This is a genomic window from Citrobacter amalonaticus (genome assembly GCF_037053465.1).
Classification (GTDB): domain Bacteria; phylum Pseudomonadota; class Gammaproteobacteria; order Enterobacterales; family Enterobacteriaceae; genus Citrobacter_A; species Citrobacter_A amalonaticus_H.
The window spans coordinates 413674-439653 of sequence record NZ_JBALIF010000003.1 but is presented as its reverse complement, the minus strand read 5'-3'; the positions used below and the strand labels follow the sequence as shown (position 1 = coordinate 439653).

24 protein-coding genes and 1 tRNA gene are annotated in these 25980 nt (G+C 53.2%); 18 read left to right on the top strand and 7 right to left on the bottom strand.

Translation table 11 applies throughout. The features are described 5' to 3' along the window. Positions 1 to 3: 3 nt before the first annotated feature. The 6 genes from WB371_RS07595 to WB371_RS07570 are packed head-to-tail and all read left to right on the top strand — an operon-like array spanning position 4 to position 6220. Entirely contained in the window at positions 4 to 1362 is a 1359-nt protein-coding gene (locus WB371_RS07595) for a radical SAM protein (RefSeq protein ID WP_336219465.1), read from the top strand. Continuing rightward, positions 1350 to 2375 (top strand): N-acetyltransferase, encoded by a 1026-nt coding sequence (locus tag WB371_RS07590; RefSeq protein WP_336219464.1) that lies wholly within the window; start codon positions 1350 to 1352, stop codon positions 2373 to 2375. The genes WB371_RS07595 and WB371_RS07590 overlap by 13 nt, the downstream gene beginning before the upstream one ends. Further along, positions 2372 to 3682: a B12-binding domain-containing radical SAM protein gene (locus WB371_RS07585; RefSeq protein WP_336219463.1), complete on the top strand. Its 1311-nt coding sequence runs from the start codon at positions 2372 to 2374 to the stop codon at positions 3680 to 3682. Before WB371_RS07590 ends, WB371_RS07585 begins: the two co-directional genes overlap by 4 nt. Further along, positions 3679 to 5022 carry a B12-binding domain-containing radical SAM protein gene (locus WB371_RS07580; protein WP_336219462.1) on the top strand — a complete coding sequence of 448 codons (1344 nt, stop codon included), beginning with the start codon at positions 3679 to 3681 and terminating at the stop codon, positions 5020 to 5022. Before WB371_RS07585 ends, WB371_RS07580 begins: the two co-directional genes overlap by 4 nt. A gap of 3 nt (positions 5023 to 5025) precedes the next feature. Continuing rightward, positions 5026 to 5667 carry a phosphatase PAP2 family protein gene (locus tag WB371_RS07575; RefSeq protein ID WP_336219461.1) on the top strand — a complete coding sequence of 214 codons (642 nt, stop codon included), beginning with the start codon at positions 5026 to 5028 and terminating at the stop codon, positions 5665 to 5667. After that, a complete protein-coding gene (locus tag WB371_RS07570) occupies positions 5630 to 6220 on the top strand; it encodes a hypothetical protein (RefSeq protein WP_336219460.1) in 591 nt (196 codons plus the stop codon). Before WB371_RS07575 ends, WB371_RS07570 begins: the two co-directional genes overlap by 38 nt. Here the strand turns inward: WB371_RS07570 and WB371_RS07565 are convergent. The 4 genes from WB371_RS07565 to WB371_RS07550 form a co-directional block, all read right to left on the bottom strand. Next, positions 6217 to 7530, bottom strand: a complete 1314-nt coding sequence (locus tag WB371_RS07565; RefSeq protein WP_336219459.1) for a B12-binding domain-containing radical SAM protein — start codon at positions 7528 to 7530, stop codon at positions 6217 to 6219. The two genes, WB371_RS07570 and WB371_RS07565, sit on opposite strands and share 4 nt — an antisense overlap. 2 nt (positions 7531 to 7532) lie before the next feature. Further along, positions 7533 to 8459 carry a fatty acid desaturase family protein gene (locus WB371_RS07560; protein WP_336219458.1) on the bottom strand — a complete coding sequence of 309 codons (927 nt, stop codon included), beginning with the start codon at positions 8457 to 8459 and terminating at the stop codon, positions 7533 to 7535. Positions 8460 to 8721: 262 nt separating this feature from the next. Further along, a tRNA-Arg gene (locus tag WB371_RS07555) sits at positions 8722 to 8796 on the bottom strand. Positions 8797 to 8872: 76 nt separating this feature from the next. After that, positions 8873 to 9793: a formate/nitrite transporter family protein gene (locus WB371_RS07550; protein ID WP_336219507.1), complete on the bottom strand. Its 921-nt coding sequence runs from the start codon at positions 9791 to 9793 to the stop codon at positions 8873 to 8875. Positions 9794 to 10092: 299 nt separating this feature from the next. On the opposite strand from WB371_RS07550, the gene mlaA reads away from it, so the two are divergent. Next, positions 10093 to 10848, top strand: coding sequence for a phospholipid-binding lipoprotein MlaA (gene mlaA, locus WB371_RS07545; RefSeq protein WP_336219457.1), 756 nt, complete (start codon positions 10093 to 10095; stop codon positions 10846 to 10848). 61 nt (positions 10849 to 10909) lie between these two features. On the opposite strand, the gene fadL is transcribed toward mlaA, so the two are convergent. After that, a complete protein-coding gene (gene fadL / locus WB371_RS07540) occupies positions 10910 to 12250 on the bottom strand; it encodes a long-chain fatty acid transporter FadL (protein WP_336219456.1) in 1341 nt (446 codons plus the stop codon). A gap of 372 nt (positions 12251 to 12622) precedes the next feature. On the opposite strand from fadL, the gene WB371_RS07535 reads away from it, so the two are divergent. The 4 genes from WB371_RS07535 (at position 12623) to sixA (ending at position 17231) form a co-directional block, all read left to right on the top strand. After that, the gene (locus tag WB371_RS07535) at positions 12623 to 12907 is read left to right on the top strand and encodes a YfcZ/YiiS family protein (protein ID WP_137384194.1); all 285 of its coding nucleotides are present in this window, start codon (positions 12623 to 12625) and stop codon (positions 12905 to 12907) included. 179 nt (positions 12908 to 13086) lie between these two features. Next, positions 13087 to 14397 (top strand): acetyl-CoA C-acyltransferase FadI, encoded by a 1311-nt coding sequence (fadI, locus tag WB371_RS07530; protein WP_336219455.1) that lies wholly within the window; start codon positions 13087 to 13089, stop codon positions 14395 to 14397. After that, a complete protein-coding gene (gene fadJ, locus WB371_RS07525) occupies positions 14397 to 16541 on the top strand; it encodes a fatty acid oxidation complex subunit alpha FadJ (RefSeq protein ID WP_336219454.1) in 2145 nt (714 codons plus the stop codon). Before fadI ends, fadJ begins: the two co-directional genes overlap by 1 nt. A gap of 204 nt (positions 16542 to 16745) precedes the next feature. Further along, positions 16746 to 17231 carry a phosphohistidine phosphatase SixA gene (gene sixA, locus WB371_RS07520; protein WP_336219453.1) on the top strand — a complete coding sequence of 162 codons (486 nt, stop codon included), beginning with the start codon at positions 16746 to 16748 and terminating at the stop codon, positions 17229 to 17231. A 53-nt stretch (positions 17232 to 17284) separates the two neighbouring features. Here the strand turns inward: sixA and smrB are convergent, their stop codons facing one another. After that, positions 17285 to 17836: an endonuclease SmrB gene (smrB, locus tag WB371_RS07515; RefSeq protein ID WP_336219452.1), complete on the bottom strand. Its 552-nt coding sequence runs from the start codon at positions 17834 to 17836 to the stop codon at positions 17285 to 17287. A 165-nt stretch (positions 17837 to 18001) separates the two neighbouring features. Here smrB and prmB point away from each other — a divergent pair, with 165 nt between their 5' ends. Genes prmB through WB371_RS07485 form a run of 6 tightly spaced genes read left to right on the top strand, consistent with a single transcriptional unit; the run spans position 18002 to position 22538 of the window. Beyond that, positions 18002 to 18934, top strand: a complete 933-nt coding sequence (prmB, locus tag WB371_RS07510) for a 50S ribosomal protein L3 N(5)-glutamine methyltransferase (protein WP_336219451.1) — start codon at positions 18002 to 18004, stop codon at positions 18932 to 18934. A 26-nt stretch (positions 18935 to 18960) separates the two neighbouring features. Continuing rightward, positions 18961 to 20046 carry a chorismate synthase gene (gene aroC / locus WB371_RS07505; RefSeq protein WP_336219450.1) on the top strand — a complete coding sequence of 362 codons (1086 nt, stop codon included), beginning with the start codon at positions 18961 to 18963 and terminating at the stop codon, positions 20044 to 20046. A 3-nt stretch (positions 20047 to 20049) separates the two neighbouring features. Beyond that, positions 20050 to 20874: a penicillin-insensitive murein endopeptidase gene (mepA, locus tag WB371_RS07500; RefSeq protein WP_336219449.1), complete on the top strand. Its 825-nt coding sequence runs from the start codon at positions 20050 to 20052 to the stop codon at positions 20872 to 20874. Further along, positions 20874 to 21683: a sulfite exporter TauE/SafE family protein gene (locus WB371_RS07495; RefSeq protein ID WP_336219448.1), complete on the top strand. Its 810-nt coding sequence runs from the start codon at positions 20874 to 20876 to the stop codon at positions 21681 to 21683. Before mepA ends, WB371_RS07495 begins: the two co-directional genes overlap by 1 nt. Then, a complete protein-coding gene (locus WB371_RS07490; RefSeq protein ID WP_336219447.1) occupies positions 21683 to 22231 on the top strand; it encodes an elongation factor P hydroxylase in 549 nt (182 codons plus the stop codon). Before WB371_RS07495 ends, WB371_RS07490 begins: the two co-directional genes overlap by 1 nt. 31 nt (positions 22232 to 22262) lie before the next feature. Further along, positions 22263 to 22538, top strand: a complete 276-nt coding sequence (locus WB371_RS07485; RefSeq protein ID WP_336219446.1) for a YfcL family protein — start codon at positions 22263 to 22265, stop codon at positions 22536 to 22538. A 48-nt stretch (positions 22539 to 22586) separates the two neighbouring features. Here WB371_RS07485 and mnmC read toward each other — a convergent pair whose 3' ends face one another. After that, positions 22587 to 24599, bottom strand: a complete 2013-nt coding sequence (gene mnmC / locus WB371_RS07480) for a bifunctional tRNA (5-methylaminomethyl-2-thiouridine)(34)-methyltransferase MnmD/FAD-dependent 5-carboxymethylaminomethyl-2-thiouridine(34) oxidoreductase MnmC (protein ID WP_336219445.1) — start codon at positions 24597 to 24599, stop codon at positions 22587 to 22589. A gap of 158 nt (positions 24600 to 24757) precedes the next feature. Here mnmC and fabB point away from each other — a divergent pair, with 158 nt between their 5' ends. Beyond that, positions 24758 to 25975, top strand: a complete 1218-nt coding sequence (fabB, locus tag WB371_RS07475) for a beta-ketoacyl-ACP synthase I (RefSeq protein ID WP_336219444.1) — start codon at positions 24758 to 24760, stop codon at positions 25973 to 25975. The last annotated feature ends 5 nt before the right edge of the window (positions 25976 to 25980 follow it).

Below are 25980 nucleotides of genomic sequence, written 5' to 3'. Positions count from 1 at the left end.
TTGATGAGACTGACATTTATTCACCCGGCGATTGGACATCGTAAAAATGAATCCTACCTGCGATCCTGGCAGATGGAGCCATTACCCGTTGCAGCCCTGAAAGGGTTGACGCCAACAGATATTGATACCCGCTTCTATGACGATCGTCTGGAACATATCCCATATGATGAGCCCACCGATGTGGTCGCGATTCCCGTCGAAACTTATACCGCCAGGCGAGCATACCAGATTGCCAGCGAATATCGCCGCCGTGGCGTGCCGGTCATTATGGGCGGATTTCATGTGACGCTTGTTCCTGATGAGGCGGCGCGTTTTGCGGATGCTATTGTCACTGGCGAGGCCGAATCTTGCTGGGATGAAGTGATTGATGATTTACGCCATCGCACGCTCAAGCCCCATTATCAGGGGCAACAAACCGATCTTCGACAAGTGAAAGTTGATCGTAGCTTGTTTCAGGGGAAGCGATATTTACCCATCGGGCTGATTGAAACGGGTCGTGGGTGCCGTTTTCCTTGTGAATTCTGCGCAGTACAAACTTTTTACCAGCGGCGCTATCGCAGACGCGATATTGACAGCGTCCTCAGTGAACTGAATTCACTGAAAACGCAGAAAAAAATGTTCTTTTTTGTCGATGACAACTTTGCCGGGAGCTTGCGCGAAAGTCGTGAGGTGCTCCCTGCGTTGAGGCAGGCTGATGTGCGCTGGGTAACGCAAATGAGCATTAATGCCGCTCATGATGAAGGGTTCGTACAGGAACTGGCGCGGGCCGGATGTCGTGGCGTGTTAATTGGCTTTGAATCACTTAATGAAAAGAACCTGCTGTTGATGAATAAGCGGGTTAATACGATGAAGGGCGGTTTTAGCGCTGCGCTGGCCAATTTGCGCAAACATGGCATTGCGGTTTATGGCACGTTTGTCTTTGGCTACGACCACGACACACTTGATTCGTTTGGTGAGGCGGTAGAGTTTGCGCGCGAGCAAAGCATGTATATTGCAGCGTTCAACCATATGACGCCTTTTCCCGGAACACCGCTGTATTCGAGACTGGAAGCAGAAAAACGTCTGCGATTCGATAGATGGTGGCTGGATGATGCTTACCGCTATAACGAACTGCCATTTTTCCCGAACGGACTGACGCCGCAGCAGGTGACGGAAGGTTGTCTGGCTGCCAGAAAAGCATTCTATGGTTGGCGGTCAATGTTTCAGAGAAGCTGGCGCAACCGTAGCGACTTTTTTATGTTGCGGAACTATTTCCCGATTAACCTGCTACATCATAACGAGATCAGTGCTCGTAATGGTTATCCTTTGGGAGATGAAAGCTGGCAAGGCCCTTTACTGGAGGGCGGGTCGTGCATGTCGTAACCGCCACGGCAGAGAGGGATACCAGCCTGCTCCAGCTACTGGAAGAGAACGCCATGCATGGCGATATCGATTTGGCGATGACGCGTCGTCCACACTATTTCTCTACGCAAGATGATTTTGGCATTGTGCATTCAGCGCTGGCGTTAGAGGGGGAGCGCGCTGTCGGGATGTGTCGGCTGACGGAACACGCCGGGTTTGCAAATGGCGAGCGGCAACCCCTTGGTTACCTTGGCGGGCTGCGAATTACCCCCAGCTATCGTCACCGTATTCGCGTGCTGAGAGCGGGATTTCAGCATTTGCGTCAGCTTCCACCGCCGATACGTTGCTATACCAGTATTGCTGCTGACAATCATGAAGCACGCCGTCTGCTGGAGCGAGGTGTGGCGGGATTGCCTGTATACCGTTATCTCGGTGAAATGTGTTCGCTGGCAATAAGCCGAAGACGAGGACGGCGACATAATCTTTGGCGCGTGATGCCCGAGGAACGCTATGACAATGTTGTCGAATACTATCATCGTCACGCCAGCAGACGGCAGTTGGCCCCCGTGCTTAATGCGCAATGGCTGCGCAATACCGGGGCGACAGTGCTAGGTTGTGAGGATGAACATTCCCTGAAAGCCTGTGCGGTATTGTGGGATCAGCAGGCGTTTAAGCAGGTATTGGCCGCACGCTATTCCAGGCGCGTCCGTCTGCTTCGGCCTCTGTATAATGGTTACGCGAGGGTGACTGGACGTGTCACGCTGCCTGCCGCCGGGCAAACGCTGGACCACTGTTTTTTGGCTTTTTTCGCAGCTGATGATAAAGAGCAACTGACGTCGCTGGTCGAAGATGCGTTAACCTGGTGTACCACGCAGGTACTGTCTCTTGGGCTTCCAGCCGGTTTTCCGGAAACTGAAACGTTGATTAACGATACCCGTGCAATGGTCTATCGCACACGTCTTTATGGCGTGGATCTCATTGCTCAACCGGAATGGGAGCATCGCATCGTCTGGCCGGAGATTGCATTGCTGTGAGGATTGCGCTGATTTACCCCAATATGGGCGACTACCGCACAAAAGATGCGATGACGCCGTTGTCGATGGGGATCCTTGCGGCGCGGTCTTCAGGGCATGAGATTGTTTTTTACGACGAGCGACTGGAGCGCCTTCCTCTGACGCTCCCTGATGTCGAATTTGTCGCTATTTCAATCGAAACTTTTACTGCGCGGCGAGGTTATCAACTTGCCGATCGCTATCGACAGCAGGGAATAAAGGTTGTTATGGGGGGATTCCATGCGACGTTTATGCCGGATGAGGTGGCGAAGCACGCAGACAGCGTGGTGACAGGCGATGCAGAGGGAACCTGGGAACAACTGTTGCTGGATGTTGAAAGTGGCACGTTGCAACCTCGTTACGAAGGCTCACGGCAACGAGGCCTGGATGACTATCGCCTGGACCGTTCGATTTTCATGGGCAAGCGTTATGCGCCGCTTGCGTTGATTCAGTATTCGCGTGGATGTCGCTTTGCCTGCGATTTCTGTTCTATTCACGCGTTTTATCCCGACGGTGTACGTACGCGTCCGGTTGAGCAGATCAGGGCCGAAATAGAAGCACTGCCCCCCGGGCATTTTATTGCTTTTGTGGATGATAACCTGTTTGCCAGCCGTAAAAAGCTGGAGAGCCTGCTGGAGGTTTTGACACCATTAAAGCGTCGCTGGGGGTGTCAGATCAGTATTGATGTGGCGCGTGATGAGACATTGCTGGATCGTTTGGCGCAGGCCGGTTGCGGATTTGCCTTGATGGGATTTGAAAGTCTTAATCCAGGTAATCTCAGGCAAATGGGTAAACAGTGGAATCATGCTGCTGGGGACTATGGTCAGGTTATCCGTGCGCTGCATGCGCGAGGGATCTGTGTCTATGGCACCTTTATTTTTGGCTATGACGACGATACGCCCGATACCTTACGCCAGTGTCTGGCATTTGCTCAGGATAACCGGCTGGAAATTGCCAATTTTAACTTACTGATCCCGACGCCAGGCAGTGCGTTATATGAGCGGCTTAAGGCCGAAGGCCGGTTATTGTCACCACAGTGGTGGATTGATCCTGACTATCGCTACGGCGATCCGATTTTTACCCCCAAAGGAATGTCTGCTCAGGCCCTCACCGAACAGTGTTTTTGGGTCAGGACGCAGTTTTACAGCTATCCCTCTATTGCACGTCGGCTATTGCATATTAACCGGGCTCGTCAGTGGAAAAACACACTGATTGCGTTACTGGCAAATTGGGTGTCACACAAAGAGATCGCCCGTAAGCAAGGGAAATGTCTGGGAGAAATGGAATGAAGCTGACGTTAATAAAACCCAATATTGGACGAAAAGAACACAGTCTGTACGTTGATGAAGGACGTATGGAGCCGCTAATGCTGGGCATTCTTGCTGCGTTGACGCCGCCGGATGTCGAAGTTGTACTTTATGACGATCGTATGGAGCAGATACCTTACGACGAACAGACCGATCTGGTGGCGATCACTGTCGAGACCTTTACCGCCCGTCGGGCCTACGAGATAGCCGACGAATACCGTCAGCGTGGCGTGAAGGTGGTGATGGGCGGGATCCACGCCACGCTCGTGCCTGAGGAGGTTGCGCTGTATGCCGACAGCGTCTTTACCGGCGATGCGGAGACGCGCTGGCAGGAGATGATCGACGATGCGCGCATTGGGCATCTGAAAGCGCGCTATGATGCACCAGTGGGCGTAGGGCAGGTTGATGGTTGCCATCGTGCGTTATTACCCCGCCGGGAAATATTTAGCGGTAAAGGATACCTGCCGATTTCGCTAATGCAGTTTTCCCGTGGTTGTCGTTTTGCCTGTAATTTCTGTGCCGTGAGCCAATATTTTGGTCGTCGTCACTATCTGCGGCAAATTGACGATGTTGTGCGGGAAATTACAGAGCAGAATAGTCGTTTTATTTTTTTCGTTGATGACAATATTGCTTCAGAGCATCGTGCGCTGGCGGAACTCTGCCACGCTCTTATTCCGCTCAACATTAACTGGATAAGCCAGGCAAGTCTGGATGTGACGCAGAATCGATCATTGATGAGATTAATGGAAAAGAGTGGTTGTTGGGGCAATGTGATGGGATTCGAGTCGATCACACCAGCCAGCCTGCACGCTGCCAGAAAATCGCCAAACATACGCGGGTTTAACCATTACCGCGATGAGATTGCGACCTTGCGCGATTTTGGATTGCAGACCTGGGCGGCGTTTACCCTCGGTTACGATCATGACACTCCTGACAGCATTGCACGCACAGTTGATTTCGCCTTGCAAAACCGCTTCGCGTTTGCCGCCTATAACATTCTGATGCCTTATCCGAATACGACGTTATACCGTCAGTTGCAGCAGCAGGAGCGGCTTTTATTTGATGGGACGTGGTGGTTGCATCCTGAATATCGATTTAATCAGGCGGCGTTTCTGCCCCTGGGAATGTCTCCAGAATTGTTAACCGAACTGTGTCATCAGGCCCGCAGTCGTTTCAATACGTTGCCTTCGATCGTTCGGCGTTTTTCTGATTTACGGATGACTTTTCAGTCGTTTTCCAGGATGAGCGCCTTCTGGCGCTATACGCTGCTGTTTCGCAAAGAGGTGCATAAGAAACACCGAATGCGATTTGGCCTCAGATGAAATATGATGAAAGAATCCTTTGCCACTCGCTTAAAATATTACCTGCTATGGATGCTGCCGGTTTCGGTCGTGTTCTTTGGTCTTTATCCCATTATCAATATTTTTACCACCACTCGCAGCGGCACACTGGCCCTGTGGCTGCCTGAAGAGCTGTTGATCCCATTAATTCCCGCGTTTATCTGGGTATATCTGTCGATGTACCTGATTATTATCGTACCGCTTTTCTTTTTAAATCTGCGGGAACAAAAGCGTCTGGCAATTGAATTAATGGTGGTTACGATCGTTGGCGCGATAATGTTTCTACTGTTTCCGGCGCGTCTGGGTTTTATCCGCCAGCTACCGGACGATCCTCTATATCATGCGATATTTAGCCACTTGTTATCACTGGACAGGCCGCACAATCTGGTGCCATCCCTGCACGTTGCCTGGTCCTGGACGGCTGTTCGTGCTATCTCACGCAAAACCAGAGGGTGGATCCCGACCGTGTTCTGGTTCTGGTTTATCGCCATTGCCTTATCAACATTGTTTGTCCATCAGCACCATGTGCTGGATGTGGCTACCGGTTTACTCTTATCACTCGTTGTCTCTTATTTCACAGGGAAAGTTTATGAAAAAAATCGTCCTGCTTCTCTTAACGTTCACTAGTCTTAACGTGTTCGCCAGCTCGTCTGATGAGGCTATTCACCGTGAGCTTCGTCAGGCCATGGTGCTGGTAGAGTCTGCCATTAATTCTGGCGAATATGACAAAATGCTGCCCGTGTTGAGTAACGATCTACGGGCCACGCCGATTACCCAGGAGTTCATTCATGGAAAAGAGGAGATTGCACCCTACTTCGGTAAATGGTTTGGCAAAGATAAATTTCTTAAAAGCCTGAATATCTCGTTGTCCGCTGATACGCAAACTGAACTATCAACTGACAGAACCTGGGGGGTGGTTTATGGAAAAGGGAGGGAGAAATATAGCCTGAATGACGGGCGTAGCTACGATATTCCCACCCGATGGACGGCGACCGTGGTACTGGAAGAAGGGCACTGGAAAATCAGAACGATCCACTTCGGTGCCAATTTTGTCGACAATCCGTTGATCAATGAGGCCACACAGGCAATTAATAAAGTGATGTATGGCGCAGGCGTCGGTGGATTGCTGGTCGGTTTAATTCTTGGCTTTTTCCTGTTCAGAAGGAAGGGCAAACGCTAGTCTTCCGGCCTGAACAACGCAACTTTCTCCCGGCGTAGCCTGGCGGCATATATGCGAAACCCAATATTTGCCGCCAGCCTCAGCCAGCGGCTACCCGGTCTGAGCAGGGCGCGGTGCAAGATATCCTTTATCTGATAACTCTCGCGCCATGCGTCATGCAGCAACGTCTGCAAACGTTCAGATGACATATTTTTAGGCTGAAAGACAACGTGTTCATTGTCATACAGGCTCAGGTCATCGGTCAGAATGCGATTTTCAGCAACCAGCCGTTGATGCAGCGATGTTCCGGGCAGGGGAGTCAGGACGGAAAAACGCACCAGATCCAGACCAAGTGCAGGGATGTCCTTTATCGTCTGGCGGATACTTTGTTCGGTATCCTCGTCAAAACCTAACACGAAGCAGCCCAGACTTGCGATCCCGCTTTCCCGAAGTTTGCTGATTTGTCGTCTGTATTCACTGACGCGATTGGTCGGTTTACCAATCTGTCGCATCGTTTCCTGACTCAGGTTTTCAAGTCCCAGCAATAGCCCCTCGCACCCGCTACGCTTCATCGCCTCGAATATTTCGTTATCGTCCACAACGCTCAGCGTGGAAAGACCTGACCAGCGAATGTTTAGCGGCGCCAGTGCCTCAAACAGCGCTAGTGAGTAGGCTCGTTCGGAATAAATATTCGGATCGAGAAATATCCAACGCTTTGCGCCATGGCTGCGAATTTCCGCAATGACTTCTTCAACGGGACGAGTCAAACCTCGCTTTCCCCATTGATGCTGAATGGAACAAAAATCGCAGCTCAGGCGGCAGCCGCGATTGGCGACGATGGTGGGGATTTTCAGATAACGGGGAGCGAGCAGTTCCCGCCGCGGAATTGGCATTGACAGGCACTCTCTTTGCGGCTCATGTCTGTAGAACGCTTGCGGTTTGCCTGAGGCAAAATCATACAAAAACTGTGGCCATGTCTGCTCTGCCAGCCCAATAAAGACTGTATCGGCGTGACGGGATGCCTCTTCCGGCATCAGGGTAGCATGGGCGCCACCTATCACGACGTGCGCGCCACGGGCACGCCAGTGGGCACAGAGAAACCAGGCTCTGGGGGAAGAGGATGCTGTGGCTGTGATCCCGACAATATCATAGTCGCCATCCAGCTTCGGCAGGCTGACACCCTCATCAATAATGTCCACTTCCACATGTAAATCCGCTGGGATCAGCGCGGCCAGTGTGGTCAATGTTAAGGGCGCATAGCCAATTGAGGTTGAAAAAGCCCCTCTCCGTCGGTATGTACGATCAAAGGGTAGAATGAGTAATACTCTCATGGTCACTGCGCCTTCTCTGTGGGAAACACAAACTCCATGTCAGCCGGGGCACCCATCGGCGGTGCCGGACGTACGCCATGGCGCCAAAGGCTGAAATAGATACGCCAGAAGGTGGGCCTGGGCTGATCATCAATCAACGAAGGGAGTCCATACCAGGGTACTGCGGGATGTTGATGGTGCGCCAGGTGACAATAATAGTTGAGCGCCAGCCAGCGAGAAACTGGCAGAACCTTCAGATTCCATGCGCCATTTTTGATATCCCGTCGAGTCCATGCGTGATTGACATATTGCAATGCAGACCAGTGCAGACCAAAGGCCCACAGGCAGGCGATATAGTTCAGAATGTGTAAATCCAGAAGCCAGAAGAGTAGTGCCTGATAGCCAAACGCCAGGGCCAGCTCGCACCATACTCCCAGTGGAGGGAGTTTGATAAGCTCCGGGATTTGCGAGCCAAAGCCGAGTACCGGGCCGATTTTTTTTACAAAAATATCAGAGCGATAAAACCACCATGCGACCAGCCATATCGCATTCCCTAACACCACGCAAAAGTAATACAGACCCAGCAGATTTCCCCCATAAAGCCAGATATTACGCAGCCATTTGGGCTGATGGGTAAGATAGTAGTCGTACAGCTCGCCGTCAGTGCGGTTATTGTCATGGTGGTTAAGATGGGCACGACGTTGTAATAAAAATGATGTCGGGAATGCCCATCCGGCAACAATGCCGATAAGGCGATTACCCCCTTCATAGCGAGACGCTACGCCATGTACAGCTTCATGCATAATGGCAAATGGCATATTGTTGATCAGGGCAAAAAACCAGACTGCTAATAGCATCCCGTACCAGGCAGCATGACTGGCGGCCCAGAGGCAAAAAGCAGAGAGAAACAGGGAGAAAACTAACAGTAGCGTATTAACGGCAAGTCGCATGATTCATCCATAAATTTAGCGCGATAAGCGGTAATTATACTGGATCACGAATAATATTCAGGAGTCATAACGTATTGGTGTTATCTGAAAAATAGAATGCCGATGAGTTTATGCAAAGACAGTGATTGCTGTTCATGCTCGCTTTTGTACTTTGCAGGCAAAATGACTCTCCACCAACGAAAGCAGGGCATCCGCTAATGACCTCGTCTGTGCGATAAGGGGAGGTTATGGATATTGGTCGACTTCGGAAGAGATGTAGTTATGGTGTCCCCTGCAGGAATCGAACCTGCAATTAGCCCTTAGGAGGGGCTCGTTATATCCATTTAACTAAGGGGACGAAGCGGCACCGAGTATACCGTCTTTTGTTTGCTTCGGTAAGGGTAGTGCCGCCTGACTGTTCAAACCGTCACCATTCAAACCGGATTTTGCTGCTTTTTCTCTTCTTCGGCGGCTTTTTTGGCTTCTTCTTTCCGCTTGTTGCTCATATCGTTGCGGATCTGCGCATGGCTCATCAGGGCGAAGATAAAGGTGCCGCCACAGATATTCCCGGCCAGCGTAGGGAGGGCAAACGGCCAAAAGAATTCGCTCCAGTGCAGCGTGCCGTTAAACACCAGATAGAGGATCTCCACTGAACCCACCACGATGTGGGTGGTATCGCCAAGCGCGATAAGCCAGGTCATCAGGATGATCACCACGATTTTTGCCGCACCGGCCGCAGGAAACATCCAGACCATGGTGGCAATCAGCCAGCCGGAAATAATGGCATTGGCGAACATTTCAGTAGGGCTATTTTTCATCACGCCCATACCAATTTTCACGAAGGCATCCCGCGTCTCTTCGGTGAAAATAGGCATATATTCAAAGGCCCATGCGGCTATGGCGGTGCCCAGCACGTTCCCGAGCAGAACAATGCCCCACAGGCGCATTAACAAGCCAACATTTCCCGCCGTCGGGTTTTGCATCACGGGTAACACTGCGGTGACGGTGTTTTCGGTAAACAACTGCTGGCGCGCCATGATGACAATGATAAAGCCAAAGGTGTAACCAAGATTTTCCAGTAAAAAACTACCCGGCACACCCTCCAGTTCCACATGGAAAATCCCTTTTGCCAGCAGAGAAGCCCCCATTGACAGTCCGGCGGCGATGGCAGACCACAGCAGAGCCATGGCGTCGCGCTCCAGCTCTTTCTCGCCGTCTTGCCGGATATGCTCGTGAATCGCCATCGCGCGTGAAGGCAGACGGTCCTCATCGACCTCTATCTTTTTCCCGCGCTGTTTTTCTTCACTCTCAACCTCAATGTTGTCGCTATGCTTATCTATCTTATCGTTTTCCAGATTATCCATACTCGCCTCTTGCTCTAAGCTGATACTTGTAAAGCGTAGCGGCTTTTCTTCTGTTGACCGTCAGGCGATCTTCTGAAAAGGCAAAAATGGTAACAATTGTATTTTTTCATCTCGATAGAATGGCTGCATGATAATTCCGGCCTGACCAGGCTATGATCACATCAAGCAGTTCGGTGATATAGACATCGTTTGACGTGCTGTTACAATCGCTCACACCTTTACAGGCGGACACGGTAGCGTTCCGTCATGGATGGCAATCAGCGATAGCCACAATTAACAGGGAGACATATATGAAGCTTCGCCTGTCGGCGCTTGCACTGGGAATCACACTCCTCGTGGGGTGTGCAAGTTCCGGTACAGAACAGCAGGGGCGTTCGGACCCATTAGAAGGGTTCAACCGCACTATGTACAACTTCAACTTTAATGTGTTGGATCCGTATGTCGTTCGACCGGTGGCTGTCGCCTGGCGTGATTATGTTCCACAGCCTGCCCGTAACGGTCTGAGTAACTTTACCGGCAACCTCGAAGAGCCTGCGGTAATGGTGAACTATTTCCTGCAGGGCGATCCGTATCAGGGAATGGTGCATTTCACTCGTTTCTTCCTGAACACCATTCTGGGGATGGGCGGCTTTATTGATGTTGCCGGAATGGCGAATCCGAAGCTACAGCGCGTTGAGCCGCATCGTTTCGGCAGCACGTTGGGTCACTATGGCGTCGGGTATGGTCCTTACGTGCAGTTGCCATTCTACGGTAGTTTCACCCTGCGTGATGATGGTGGTGATATGGCGGATACGCTGTATCCGGTTCTTTCATGGTTAACCTGGCCGATGTCTATCGGTAAATGGACAGTTGAAGGGATTGAAAACCGCGCCCAGTTGCTGGACTCCGATGGTCTGCTGCGTCAGTCTTCGGATCCTTACATCATGGTGCGTGAAGCGTATTTCCAGCGTCATGACTTTATCGCTAACGGCGGTAAGCTCAAACCGCAGGAAAACCCCAACGCTCAGGCGATTCAGGACGAATTGAAAGAGATCGATTCCGAATAAGGTTTTTGGGACGAATAAAAAGGTGAGCTAAAAAGCTCACCTTTTTTACATCGGTAATAAATCAGAATGCGTAGTTGAAGTTAGTACCAAACAGCCAGGCTTTACCTTCAGATTCGAACTTGTACGGACCTTCGTTAATTTTCACGCTCTGACCGTGCATGTAAGAAACCCCCACGTCAACAGACGCATCTTTATTGAAGGCGTAGGTCGTCCCTGCGCTCAGCCAGAAACGGTCCTGATCCGGAATGGAGATAGAACGATTTTGTGCCGGAACCGGGCTGTCATCGAAGGCGATACCGGTGCGGAACGTCCAGTTATCATCGTAGTAATAAGTGGTACCCAGCGCGATGCGGAAGGCGTCTTTGAAGCCTTCATCTTTCTGGAACAGTGTCTTACCGCCGGTGGATTTCGCCTTCAACTCCTGGAACTGACTCCAACTGGTATAAGCCAGGCTGTAGTGGATGGCCCACTGTGGTGCCACGCGGTTATAACCAGACACTTCCCACATTTCAGGCAGGTTAAGCGTCAGGTAACCCGACTGCGTCGCGCCGCCGGTTGCGGTGGGGAGGCCCAGATTAAAGTTATTGATTGCCGGAGGCAGATCGCTGCTGTAGTTACCTTTGAAGTCAATTTTGACTTCAGAGCGGTAGGTCAACGCATAGCGGTTGTTCTTGTCCAGCTCATACAGAATCCCGGCGTTCCAGCCGAAGCCCCACTGGTTACCGTTCAGGTGGGCAATTTTCGTATCGCTTGGGATGCCGTTGGCCGTGGCTGCCAGTTGCTGGCCCTGCGGAGTGCGTCCGGCAGGGGACTGCATCACCTGTCCTGCAACCAGTTGGCCCAGATCACCGGCAAAGCGTTCAATCTTCGCACGGGCGTAAACGGCATTCAGACCGAGACCGAAGCTCCAGGCATCATCTAAGCGATATGCACCGCTCAGGTTCAGGTTCATGGTCTGGAGGTCGGTCGTACCGCCGACAGAGCCGCCAGCATAGGTATCATTAAATTCTGTTGCCAGACCATAGTTAGAGGTAATGGACGCCCCCCAACCAAACTGATCGTTAATAGGAGCAACAAAGTGGGCGTTTGGCACCCAGGCGGTTGGCGCGATGTTATCTGCGTCAAGGCTGCGCCCGGACGGTGAACGGCCACTGATATTAACGTCGGGATCGATGTATACCGCACCCGCGGAGAAAGTAGGGCGATCGAACATTGTGATCAGCGCCGGGTTACGGCTGACGTTACCTGCATCGTCTGCGATAGCGCCTTCACCCGAATAGGCCCGGCCAAGGCCAGAGGAAGAAAATTCGTTTAACTGAAAGCCTGCAGACCAGGCCTGGGTGGAGATAATTGCCACTGCGACTGCGAGAGCAGACTTTGTAAACAGGGTTTTCTGGCTCATGACCATAACCTCAATTGATTTATTTTTATACAAACTATGTTACATGGTGTAACAGGAGCGCGAAGTGTAGGGTCTGCGGTACAACATAGAAATCAGACCAGTGGCGTGAGTATAGGTCGGACCACCTGAAATGTTGCAAGTATGTTTATAATATTTTTCAGTTCTGATCTCGAAAACGCGATCCATCTGGCAAATTTGACGCCTGACGCTCTCACCCTAATGGGTGAAATTTGTTTTAGATCATTTTTAAGTGTGATTTCTGTCACTTATCTTATTTCTCACCATTAACAACTGGAGAGGTAAATGTGGGGAGCGTAAAATATCCCTATCGTTTATCTGGCACCCTGGGTGCAAATACAGAGGAAATCTACAATGAGTAAATGCAGTGCTGATGAAACCCCGGTTTGCTGCTGTATGGATGTTGGCACCATCATGGACAACTCCGATTGCACCGCCTCATACAGCCGTGTGTTCGCTAACCGCGCAGAGGCTGAAGAGACGCTGGCGGCGTTGACCGAGAAAGCGCGTAGTGTGGAATCTGAACCGTGCAAAATCACCTCCACCTTCACTGAAGAATCTGAAGGCGTCCGTCTGGATATTGATTTTGTCTTTGCTTGCGAAGCCGAAACGTTGATCTTCCAGTTGGGTTTGCGCTAATCCCCACGCCCCGTTTCTCATGCCCCGGCGATAATTCCCGGGGCATTTTCATTTCAGGCAGTGACTATTCACTGTGTCTTAGCTCTCACTTTCTTCGCGCTCCGCTTGGCTAAATGTAAAAAATTGGTTAAGACTATGATCAGGTCAGACCACTTATTTTATTTTTACAGGGGAGTGTTATGAGTCAGGCTTTATCGCTGGTCACCCGCCAGGGCGATCGTATCGCTATTGTGAGCGGATTACGCACGCCATTTGCGCGTCAGGCGACCGCTTATCATGGCATTCCCGCCGTCGATCTCGGCAAAATGGTGGTGGGCGAACTGCTTGCGCGTAGTGAAATTCCTGCCGATGTGATTGAGCAACTGGTTTTCGGCCAGGTCGTACAGATGCCTGAAGCGCCCAATATCGCCCGCGAAATCGTGCTAGGGACAGGGATGAATGTACACACCGACGCGTACAGCGTGAGTCGTGCCTGTGCGACCAGTTTCCAGGCTGTGGCGAACGTGGCGGAAAGCCTGATGGCAGGGACCATCCGCGCGGGAATCGCCGGTGGTGCAGATTCTTCGTCGGTTCTGCCCATTGGCGTCAGCAAAAAGCTCGCGCGCGTGCTGGTTGATGTCAACAAAGCCCGCACGTTGGGGCAACGGCTTAAACTTTTTTCTCGTCTGCGCTTACGCGATCTAATGCCCGTTCCGCCAGCGGTGGCGGAATACTCAACCGGACTGCGCATGGGCGATACCGCAGAGCAGATGGCGAAAACCTACGGTATCACCCGGGAACAGCAGGATGCTCTGGCGCATCGTTCTCACCAGCGCGCCGCGCAGGCCTGGGCAGAAGGCAAGCTGGCTGATGAAGTCATGACCACTTACACGCCGCCGTTTAAAGCGCCTCTCTCTGAGGATAACAATATTCGGGGTAACTCCACGCTTGCCGATTATGCCAGACTGCGTCCGGCATTTGATCGAAAGCATGGTACCGTCACAGCGGCAAACAGCACGCCGCTGACGGATGGCGCGGCGGCGGTCATCCTGATGACTGAATCCCGGGCGAAAGAACTGGGTCTGGTTCCACTGGGCTACTTGCGTAGCTACGCTTTTACCGCGATTGATGTCTGGCAGGACATGCTGCTGGGGCCAGCCTGGTCAACGCCGCTGGCGCTGGAGCGCGCCGGGTTAACGCTGGCCGATCTTACGCTGATTGATATGCACGAAGCCTTTGCCGCCCAGACGCTGGCGAACCTCCAGTTGCTTGGCAGTGAACGTTTTGCCCGCGAGGTGCTGGGTCGTTCGCATGCCACCGGCGAGGTGGATGACAGCAAATTTAATGTGCTTGGCGGGTCAATTGCCTATGGCCACCCCTTTGCCGCAACCGGTGCAAGGATGATCACCCAAACCCTGCACGAGCTACGTCGTCGTGGCGGCGGTTTTGGGCTTGTGACTGCCTGTGCAGCAGGCGGTCTCGGTGCGGCAATGGTCCTGGAGGCAGAATAATGGAAATGACATCGGCTTTTACGCTTAACGTGCGTCTGGATAACGTCGCGGTCATCTCTGTGGATGTCCCTGGTGAGAAGATGAATACCCTGAAAGCGGAGTTTGCCACGCAGGTACGCGCCATCCTTAAACAGATCAGGGAAAACAAGTCCATTAGCGGTGTCGTCATTATTTCTGCGAAGCCGGACAATTTTATTGCCGGTGCGGATATCAACATGATTGGGCACTGCAAAAATGCACCAGAAGCACAAGAACTGGCGCGACAGGGGCAGCAATTGATGGCCGAGATCAACGGATTGCCGATCCCGGTCATCGCTGCCATTCATGGCGCTTGTCTGGGCGGCGGGCTTGAACTGGCGTTGGCCTGTCACGCGCGCGTCTGCACGGATGATGCGAGAACCGTGCTGGGGTTGCCTGAGGTACAACTTGGGCTGCTGCCCGGTTCGGGCGGGACTCAACGTTTGCCGCGACTTGTTGGGATCAGTACGGCGCTGGATATGATCCTCACTGGTAAACAACTGCGCGCGAAGCAGGCGCTGAAGGCCGGGCTGGTGGACGATGTTGTCCCACATGCAATCTTGCTGGAGGCCGCGGTTGATCTGGCGAAAAAAGAGAAACCCGCACCTCGCACACTTCCCGTTCGCGAACGTGTTCTGGCAGGCCCGCTCGGTCGGGCGCTGCTGTTTCGTATGGTCAGCAACAAAACGGAACAAAAAACCCAGGGCAATTACCCGGCGACAGAACGCATTTTACAGGTGATGGAAATCGGGCTGGCGCAAGGCAGTAGCAGCGGTTATGAGGCGGAAGCGCGCGCGTTTGGCGAGCTGGCGATGACGCCGCAATCGCAGGCGTTGCGAAATATCTTTTTTGCCAGTACGGACGTGAAAAAAGATCCCGGCAGCGACGTGCCTCCGGGACCACTCAACAGCGTCGGCGTGCTTGGCGGCGGGCTGATGGGCGGAGGAATTGCCTACGTTACCGCCTGTAAAGGAGGTTTGCCGGTTCGCATCAAAGACATAAATGCGAAAGGAATCAACCACGCACTAAAGTACAGTTGGGATCAACTTGAAACCAAAGTGCGTCGCCGTCATATCAAAGCCAGTGAGCGCGATAAACAGCTAGCGTTGATTTCCGGTTCCGTGGATTATCGCGGCTTTGCCCACCGCGATCTGGTCATTGAAGCGGTGTTCGAAGATCTGCCTTTAAAACAACAGATGGTGGCAGAAGTAGAGCAAAATTGTGCATCTCACACCATTTTTGCCTCCAACACATCATCATTGCCAATCGGGGATATCGCCGCTAACGCCGCCAGACCTGAGCAGGTCATCGGGTTGCACTTTTTTAGCCCGGTGGAAAAAATGCCGCTGGTGGAGGTGATTCCCCATGCAGGCACCTCAGGGCAAACGATCGCCACTACGGTTAAGCTGGCGAAAAAACAGGGCAAAACGCCAATTGTGGTGCGAGATAAAGCCGGGTTCTACGTAAACCGTATTCTTGCGCCTTATATTAACGAAGCGATTCGCATGCTTACCGAAGGTGAGCGTGTGGAGCAGATTGACAGCGCGCTGGTTAAATTCGGCTTTCCGGTGGGGCCAATCCAACTTTTGGATGAGGTCGGAATTGATACAGGCACTAAAATTATACCAATACTGGAAGCCGCTTATGGTGAGCGTTTTAGCGCCCCTGCAAACGTTGTTACATCAATTTTGAATGACGATCGCAAAGGTAGAAAAAATGGGCGGGGTTTCTATCTTTATGGGGCAAAAGGGCGTAAAAGCAAAAAACAGGTCGACCCTGCAATTTATACGCTTATTGGCGCACAGGGGCAGAGCAAGCTCTCCAGCCAGCAGATTGCTGAACGCTGCGTGATGTTAATGCTCAATGAGGCGGCGCGTTGTTACGACGAGCAGGTGATTCGTAGTGCGCGTGATGGTGACATCGGCGCGGTGTTTGGTATTGGTTTTCCTCCGTTTCTCGGTGGTCCGTTCCGTTACATGGATTCCCTCGGCGCGGGTGAAGTGGTTGCCGTATTGCAACGTCTCGCTTCGCAGTATGGCTCACGATTTACGCCGTGTGACGCGTTGCTAATGATGGCGGAGCGTGGGGAACATTTTTGGCGTGCAGAAGCAACTGACCTGCATTAATGGGGTCAAAGATTAGGTGAATCCGCACTGAATGGCTGTGGTCTGGTCAAAATGTAAACGTATATTGACTATACTTACGCCATTGAGGTAAAAAACAGCGTTTCATTCAGTGAGCGGATAAGGCACAATGCCGGCCACTGTATTTCAGCTACCCCAGGGTTTTGCGGGAATACGTGTGATTCTGGTTAACAAAAGCGGTGCAATATGCAAGTTTTTATCATGCGTCACGGCGACGCGGCCCTCGATGCCGCCAGTGATTCGGTTCGTCCCTTAACCCACTGTGGTTGTGATGAATCCCGCCTTATGGCGAACTGGCTGAAAGGTCAAAAAGTGGATATCGAACGTGTTCTGGTGAGCCCGTTCCTGCGAGCCGAACAAACGTTGGATGTGGTAGGGGAATGTATGAACCTGCCGGGTAACGTGGATGTTATGCCGGAGTTGACCCCTTGCGGCGATGTGGGCATGGTCAGCGCCTGGCTGCAGGCTCTGGCCAATGAAGGTGTCGCCAGCGTACTGGTGATTTCCCACCTTCCGTTAGTGGGTTACCTGGTGTCTGAACTGTGCCCTGGCGAAACGCCGCCGATGTTTACCACTTCAGCGATTGCAAGCGTGACGCTGGATGAAAGCGGTAAAGGGGTTTTCAACTGGCAGATGAGCCCGTGTAACCTGAAGATGGCGAAAGCGATTTAACCTGCTGTCTGACTTTCAAAGAGCCGCTGATGCGGCTCTTGTTGTTTCCTGGCTCAGGGAAGTTCTGGCGGCACCCACTCTTCGACTTCGATTAACACCAGCAGCGCGGCGTCCCCGCCATACTCTTTCGGTGCCTGATGAAAGGCCATGACATGCGGATGCTGCGCCAGCCACAGCGGCGTCTGTTGTTTCAGCACATGTTTGCCGTGTCCGTGCATCACGCAGGCGCAAAATACATGTTCCCGACGGCAGGCGGCAATCAGCGCGCCTAATTCTTGCTTTGCCTGAAGCTGCGTCAGCCCGTGTAAATCCAGAAACAGTTCCGGGGAATAATCTCCGCGGCGCATTTTTTTAAGCTCGAAATGGCTGACATCCGGGCGAACATACTTCACCGGGCCTTCGGTATTCAACAGCGGTTGAAACTCGTCAGAAAAATAGTGGCTGGCATCCGCCTGTTCTGACAGGAGTCGCTTCACCGGAACCTCGGTTATCTTTTTACGTTGCGGACGATGAACAATCGTGTCCTGCTTAATCTGGCGGGTGCCGGTCATCAGTTGCCGGAACAGCGCCTGTTCCTCCTCGCTGAGCCATGTTTTTTCTTTCATTCTGCTGTCTCATCTTTTATTTTCCGTTAGTTTACCCGACTCGCTGTGGATGCGAATGCTCAAAACGCAATTTTCACGCGCTACCCCTGCGTGATTGCTGATTTATCGCCGTCTTCGTGGCAAACTAGCCGCCGAAATTATTGCGAGCATGCCCTGGAGGAACAGATGGATAAAATTTTCGTTGATGAAGCAGTGAGTGATCTGCATACCATTCAGGACATGTTGCGCTGGGCGGTTAGCCGTTTTAGTGCGGCGAATATCTGGTACGGCCACGGTACGGATAACCCGTGGGATGAGGCCGTACAGCTGGTGCTGCCATCGCTGTATCTGCCGCTGGATATCCCGGAAGATATGCGCACGGCGCGTCTGACGTCCAGTGAGCGCCACCGTATCGTTGAGCGCGTGATCCGTCGCGTAAACGAACGTATTCCGGTTGCCTACCTGACCAACAAAGCCTGGTTCTGCGGCCATGAGTTCTATGTGGATGAGCGTGTGCTGGTGCCGCGTTCTCCTATTGGGGAACTGATCAACAACCGCTTTGCGGGGCTGGTCAATGAGCCGCCTCAGATGATCCTCGACATGTGTACCGGTAGCGGTTGTATTGCTATCGCCTGTGCCTATGCTTTCCCGGAGGCGGAAGTGGATGCGGTGGATATCTCTGCCGATGCGCTGGCCGTCACCGAACACAACATTGAAGAACACGGCCTGATTCATTACGTGACGCCTATTCGTTCTGACTTGTTCCGCGACCTGCCAAAAGTCCAGTATGACCTGATTGTCACCAATCCGCCGTACGTTGACGCGGAGGACATGTCTGACCTGCCGAATGAATATCGTCATGAGCCGGAACTCGGCCTGGCGTCGGGAACGGACGGTCTGAAACTGACGCGCCGTATTCTGGGTAACGCGCCGGATTACCTGTCCGATAACGGGATTCTGATTTGTGAAGTCGGTAACAGCATGGTACATCTGATGGAACAATATCCGGATGTGCCGTTCACCTGGCTGGAATTCGACAATGGCGGCGACGGCGTCTTTATGCTGACCAAAGCCGAGTTGCTTGCCGCCCGTGAGCATTTCAGCCTCTATAAAGATTAAACCACAACGACAACAACGAGACCGCAATGGCAGGAAATACAATTGGACAACTCTTTCGTGTAACCACCTTTGGCGAATCACATGGGCTGGCGCTTGGTTGTATCGTCGACGGTGTGCCACCGGGCATTCCTCTGACGGAAGCGGACCTGCAACACGATCTCGACAGACGCCGCCCGGGAACATCGCGCTACACGACCCAGCGTCGCGAACCGGATCAGGTTAAAATCCTCTCCGGCGTATTCGAAGGCGTCACCACCGGCACCAGCATTGGTCTGTTGATTGAAAATACCGATCAGCGTTCGCAGGATTACAGCGCCATTAAGGATGTGTTTCGTCCAGGGCATGCGGATTACACCTACGAGCAGAAATACGGCCTGCGCGATTATCGTGGCGGCGGACGCTCCTCCGCACGGGAAACCGCGATGCGCGTGGCGGCAGGCGCGATTGCGAAAAAATACCTCGCCGAAAAGTTTGGCATCGTCATTCAGGGCTGCCTGACCCAAATGGGCGACATTCCGCTGGCAATCAAAGACTGGTCGCAGGTAGAGCTTAATCCGTTCTTCTGTCCCGATCCGGATAAGATTGTCGCCCTGGACGAACTGATGCGCGCCCTGAAAAAAGAGGGTGATTCCATTGGCGCGAAGGTAACGGTAATCGCCAGCGGTGTGCCGGCAGGTCTGGGTGAGCCGGTGTTCGATCGTCTCGATGCGGATATCGCCCATGCGCTGATGAGTATTAACGCCGTGAAAGGCGTTGAAATTGGCGACGGTTTCGATGTCGTCGCGCTGCGTGGCAGCCAGAATCGTGACGAAATCACCAAAGACGGGTTCCAGAGTAACCACGCAGGCGGCATTCTGGGCGGGATCAGCAGCGGCCAGCAAATTGTGGCTCATATGGCGCTGAAACCGACCTCCAGTATTACCGTTCCAGGGCGCACCATTAATCGCTTTGGCGAAGAAGTGGAGATGATCACCAAAGGTCGTCACGATCCGTGTGTCGGGATCCGCGCGGTACCGATCGCCGAAGCGATGCTGGCGATCGTGTTGATGGATCACCTTTTACGTCAACGGGCGCAAAATGCGGATGTCACAACGGATATTCCACGCTGGTAAGAGATGAAAAAAACCGCGATAGCACTGCTGGCTCTGCTTGCCAGCACGGCCAGCCTGGCGGCGACGCCATGGCAGAAAATTACCCAGCCCGTGCCGGGTAGCGCGCAGTCCATTGGGGGGTTCTCGAACGGCTGCATTGTGGGGGCAGATACGCTTCCCGTGCAGTCGGATCACTACCAGGTGATGCGCACCGATCAGCGTCGCTATTTCGGCCATCCCGATCTGGTGATGTTTATTCAGCGACTGAGTACGCAGGCCAGCAATCTGGGACTGGGAACCGTACTGATTGGCGATATGGGAATGCCGGCCGGTGGGCGATTTAACGGCGGACATGCCAGCCACCAGACGGGGCTGGATGTGGATATTTTCCTGCAGCTACCGAAAACGCGCTGGACCCAGGCTCAACTGTTGCGCCCCCAGGCGTTGGACCTGGTTTCCCGGGATGGAAAACACGTTGTGCCGTCGTTGTGGAAACCGGAAATCTCCAGCCTGATTAAACTGGCGGCGGAAGATAATGAAGTCACGCGTATTTTCGTCAATCCGGCGATAAAACAGCAACTTTGCCTGGATGCCGGAACCGATCGCGACTGGTTGCGTAAAGTGCGCCCCTGGTTCCAGCATCGTGCGCATATGCATGTTCGATTACGTTGCCCTGCCGACAGCCTTGAGTGCGAAGATCAGCCTTTGCCTCCGGCTGGCGATGGCTGTGGCGCTGAGCTACAAAGTTGGTTTGAACCTCCCAAACCGGGAACCACAAAGCCTGAGAAGAAGACACCGCCTCCGCTGCCGCCTTCCTGCCAGGCGCTACTGGATGAGCATGTACTCTGATGGACAATTTCGTAGACCTGTTTATGGTCTCCCCGCTGTTGTTGCTGGTGCTGTTTTTTGTGGCAATGCTGGCAGGATTTATCGATTCACTGGCGGGAGGTGGCGGTCTGTTAACCATTCCCGCCCTGATGGCGGCGGGAATGTCTCCTGCACAGGCGCTGGCGACCAATAAGCTTCAGGCCTGTGGCGGCTCCATTTCTTCCTCAATCTACTTTATTCGCCGCAAGGTGGTGAATCTCGCTGACCAGAAGCTCAACATCGCGATGACCTTCATCGGTTCGATGAGCGGCGCACTGTTGGTGCAACATGTGCAGTCAGATGTGTTGCGACAGATTCTACCGGTTCTGGTGATCTGCATTGGCCTCTATTTTTTGCTCATGCCGAAAATCGGTGAAGACGACAGACAACGCCGTCTGCATGGCCTGCCGTTTGCTCTGATCGCCGGCGGCTGCGTCGGTTTTTACGATGGTTTTTTCGGCCCGGCAGCCGGTTCATTTTATGCCCTGGCTTTTGTCACGCTGTGCGGGTATAACCTCGCCAAATCCACCGCTCACGCAAAGTTGCTGAACGCCACCTCCAACCTCGGTGGTCTGCTGCTGTTTATTATCGGCGGAAAAGTGATATGGGCGACCGGTTTTGTCATGCTGATTGGACAATTTCTCGGCGCGCGGATGGGGTCCCGACTGGTGCTGAGCAAAGGACAGAAGCTGATTCGGCCTATGATCGTCATCGTCTCGGCGGTGATGAGCGCCAAACTTCTTTATGATAACCATGGACAGGAGATTCTCCACTGGCTGGGGATGAATTAATGAACAGTACACATCACTACGAACAGTTAATCGACATTTTCAACGGCTGCTTTGCCGATGATTTTAATACCCGTCTGATTAAAGGCGACGACGAACCGATCTATCTTCCTGCTGACGCCGAAACCCCATACCACCGGATTGTCTTTGCTCACGGCTTTTATGCCAGCGCGTTGCATGAGATTTCGCACTGGTGCATTGCCGGAAAGGCGCGCCGTGAGTTGGTTGATTTCGGCTACTGGTATTGCCCGGACGGTCGCGACGCAGCGACCCAAAGCCAGTTTGAAGATGTGGAAGTGAAGCCGCAGGCGTTTGACTGGCTGTTTTGTGTGGCGGCGGGCTATCCGTTTAATGTCAGTTGCGACAATCTGGAAGGCGATTTCGAACCGGACCGCGTGGTGTTCCAGCGTCGGGTCCATGCGCAGGTGATGGCGTATCTGGAGAAGGGGATCCCGGAACGTCCGGCGCGTTTTATCAAAGCGCTACAGAATTATTATCACACGCCTGAACTTAAGGCGGAACAGTTCCCGTGGCCGGAAGCGCTCAACTGAAGCCAGCGCCACGTTACAATGAGGAAAGAAGATGATCGCGGAGTTTGAATCACGCATTCTGGCATTAATCGACGACATGGTAGAGCATGCAAGCGATGATGAGCTGTTTGCCAGTGGGTATTTGCGTGGCCACCTGACATTAGCCGTTGCAGAGCTGGAAGAGGCAGATGACCATTCTGCCCAGGCCGTTTACGCCACTGTCTCCCACAGCCTGGAAAAAGCGATCGGCGCAGGTGAACTGTCGCCACGCGATCAGGCATTAGTAAAAGAGATGTGGGATGCGCTGTTCCAGAAGGCAACGCACTAATCTTGCTGTCGCCATCCGATTGCTTAATTGGTCGGATGGCGCAACGTCTCACACCGTCTGCGTTTTTACCGCTTTTCCTTTCAGTAACTTCCGCACCCACAAACGATTCGGGTTAAGTGCTGCCAGTGTTGCGGCATCTAAAGGGATGGGTTCGCCACTCATCTGCGAGGCCAGAATTTCTGCGCACAACGGCGCAGAGCACAATCCACGCGAGCCCAACGCGCCCAGCATGTATAAATCGTCATACACCGGCGCGATTGGCACATGCTCCTGGCTGTTTGCTAAATCCGCATACCGGGCCAGCGTGGCGTCATAGTCCGGAACATTTCCCACCATCGGAAGATGATCGCGAGTGGCGCAGCGCACGCCGCAACGCGCCTCTTTGCCGCTCACATCCACCTCTTTTGCCCATTGCGCAGCGGGGAAACAGTCCAGCAGACGCTGGCGGTTTTGTTGCTGATCGTCTTCGCTGTACTGCGTTACCTCGCTGCCCCGATGGTAGCTGGCGCCGATACAGTGCTGCTGATTGGCCGGATTTTGTGGTGTGAGGTAACCGTCATAGCACAATACCTGACGCAGTCGGGAGAGGGCTGGCGTCGTCGGAATATGGCTGACCTGGCCTGCCACCGGGTAGACGGGTAACGGGTGTGTCTGCGTGAAACGGTTGATCTGATGCCCGTTTGCCAGGACCACGACCTCATGTTTCGCACGCGTTCCGTGGGAAAAGTGCAGATGCCAGCCTGTTTCCGAGCGGTGAAGTGTCGTCAGAGAGTGCTGATAATGGCAGCGTAATCCCTGTTTCTTTGCAAGCTGAAGCACTGCGGCGGTCAGTTGCGCCGGGTAGAGCCAACCGCCTTGCGGATAGGTTATTCCGTCGCATCCGGTTTCGACGCCGGTAAGCTGTTGTGCCTGCTCGGTAGCCACCGCGCTTGCCAGCGCGTGCGGTAAATCCAGCGACAGCAGTTGCGCGATCTTTTGCTGGCTCTTTTCATCCCAGCCGAGCTGAGTGACGCCGCACCAGTCGTGCCCGAACTCAACGGGCAGGGCGTCATAAAGACGACGGGCAAAGGTAAATGCGGCGGGGAAAAAGAGGTTTATCGCCGCATCGTGTTTACTCAAAAGCGGGTAAAGCGCTCCCTGACGATTACCGGATGCGCCTTGTGCCGGGGCGTCATCGGCGCAGTAGAGCGTAACCTGCCAGCCGCGTCGCAGCAGCGCCAGTGACAACAGCGCGCTGGCAATCCCACCGCCGATGAGGGCCACCTCCCGTTTCTCACTCTGCTGTCGGGAAAACCATGGCGTGGAGGCAGGAATCGAAAGCGTCTGCGCCATCACACCGCGCAGCATTTCCCGTTTGCGGCCAAAGCCTTTGCATTTCTGCATGGTAAATCCGGCGTCCTGCAAGCCGCGTCGCACGAACCCGGCGGAAGTGAAGGTCGCCAGCGTGCCGCCAGGTCGCGCCAGTCGCGCCATGGCGTTAAACAGCTTTTGCGTCCACATATCCGGATTTTTGGCGGGCGCGAAACCGTCCAGAAACCAGGCGTCGACTTTCTGATTCAGGCTGTCATCGAGTTGATCGGTGAGTTCATTGATATCGCCAAACCACAGATCGAGCGTCACACGTCCTTCATCCAGCAACAGACGATGGCACCCCGCCAGCGGCAGCGGCCACAAGGCGTGAAGTTGAGCGGCAAATTCGGCTAACTCAGGCCAGTGCTGATGTGCCGCCACGAGGTCGTCACGGCTCAAAGGAAATTTTTCAAAGCTGATGAAATGTAATCTTTGTAGCGTAGTTTCTGGCTGCGTCGCGCGAAATGCAGAGAACGCCTGCCAGAGCGTCAGAAAGTTCAGGCCTGTGCCAAAGCCACTTTCCGCAACCACAAACAGAGGGTGAGCATGTTCCGGAAAACGCTCTGCGATTCGGTTGCCGCCGAGAAAGACATAGCGTGTCTCTTCCAGACCATTGTCGTTGGAAAAGTAGACGTCGTCGAAATCTCGGGAAACAGGTGTACCCTCAGCATTGAATTCGAGGTTGGCGGGTTGTATAGCGTATTGTTTCACGTAAGTTACTCGTCTGACAGGCAGTGCCACGATCTTAACGATGTGTGCCAGACGGCGCAAATTTCCGTATAAATTGGCTGATCGGACTTGTTCGGCGTACAAGTGTACGCTATTGTGCCAATCGAAACTTACTATAGTGCGACTTACAGAGGTATTGAATGAAACGTGCAGTGATTACTGGCTTGGGCATCGTTTCCAGCATCGGTAATAACCAGCAGGAAGTCCTGGCATCTCTGCGTGAAGGACGTTCAGGGATCACCTTCTCCGAAGAGTTTAAAGATGCAGGAATGCGCAGCCATGTATGGGGTAACGTCAAACTGGATACGACCGGTTTGATTGACCGCAAAGTGGTTCGTTTCATGAACGATGCCTCTATTTATGCCTATCTCTCTATGCGTGAAGCGATTGCTGATGCCGGTCTGAGCGAAGAGGTTTATCAGAACAACCCTCGCGTGGGCCTGATTGCCGGTTCTGGCGGTTCTTCCAAAGCGCAGGTCTTCGGTGCCGACGCAATGCGTAGCCCGCGTGGCCTGAAAGCGGTTGGCCCGTATGTGGTCACCAAAGCGATGGGTTCAGCGGTTTCCGCTTGCCTCGCAACGCCGTTTAAAATCCACGGCGTCAACTACTCAATCAGCTCCGCCTGTGCGACCTCCGCACACTGTATCGGTAATGCCGTTGAGCAGATTCAACTGGGCAAACAGGATATCGTCTTTGCCGGCGGCGGCGAAGAGCTGGGTTGGGAAATGGCCTGTGAGTTCGACGCGATGGGCGCACTGTCTACTAAATATAACGATCAGCCATCAAAAGCTTCCCGTACCTATGACGCAAACCGTGACGGTTTTGTTATCGCTGGCGGCGGCGGTATGGTGGTGGTTGAAGAACTGGAACACGCCCTGGCGCGTGGCGCGCATATCTACGGAGAAATTGTGGGTTACGGCGCGACCTCTGATGGCGCTGATATGGTTGCCCCGTCCGGTGAAGGCGCAGTACGCTGCATGCAGATGGCGATGCAGGGCGTTGATACTCCAATCGACTATCTGAACTCCCACGGTACGTCCACACCGGTTGGCGATGTGAAAGAACTGGGTGCGATTCGCGAAGTCTTCGGCGATAAGAGCCCGGCAATCTCCGCCACCAAAGCCATGACCGGCCACTCTCTGGGCGCTGCTGGCGTGCAGGAAGCCATTTATTCTCTGCTGATGCTGGAGCACGGTTTCATCGCTCCGAGTATCAACATCGAAGAGATGGATGAGCAGGCGGCAGGTCTGAATATCGTGACCGAAACGATCGATCGTCAACTGACTACGGTCATGTCCAACAGCTTCGGTTTCGGTGGTACTAACGCCACGCTGGTGATGCGTAAGCTGAAAGCGTAATACCG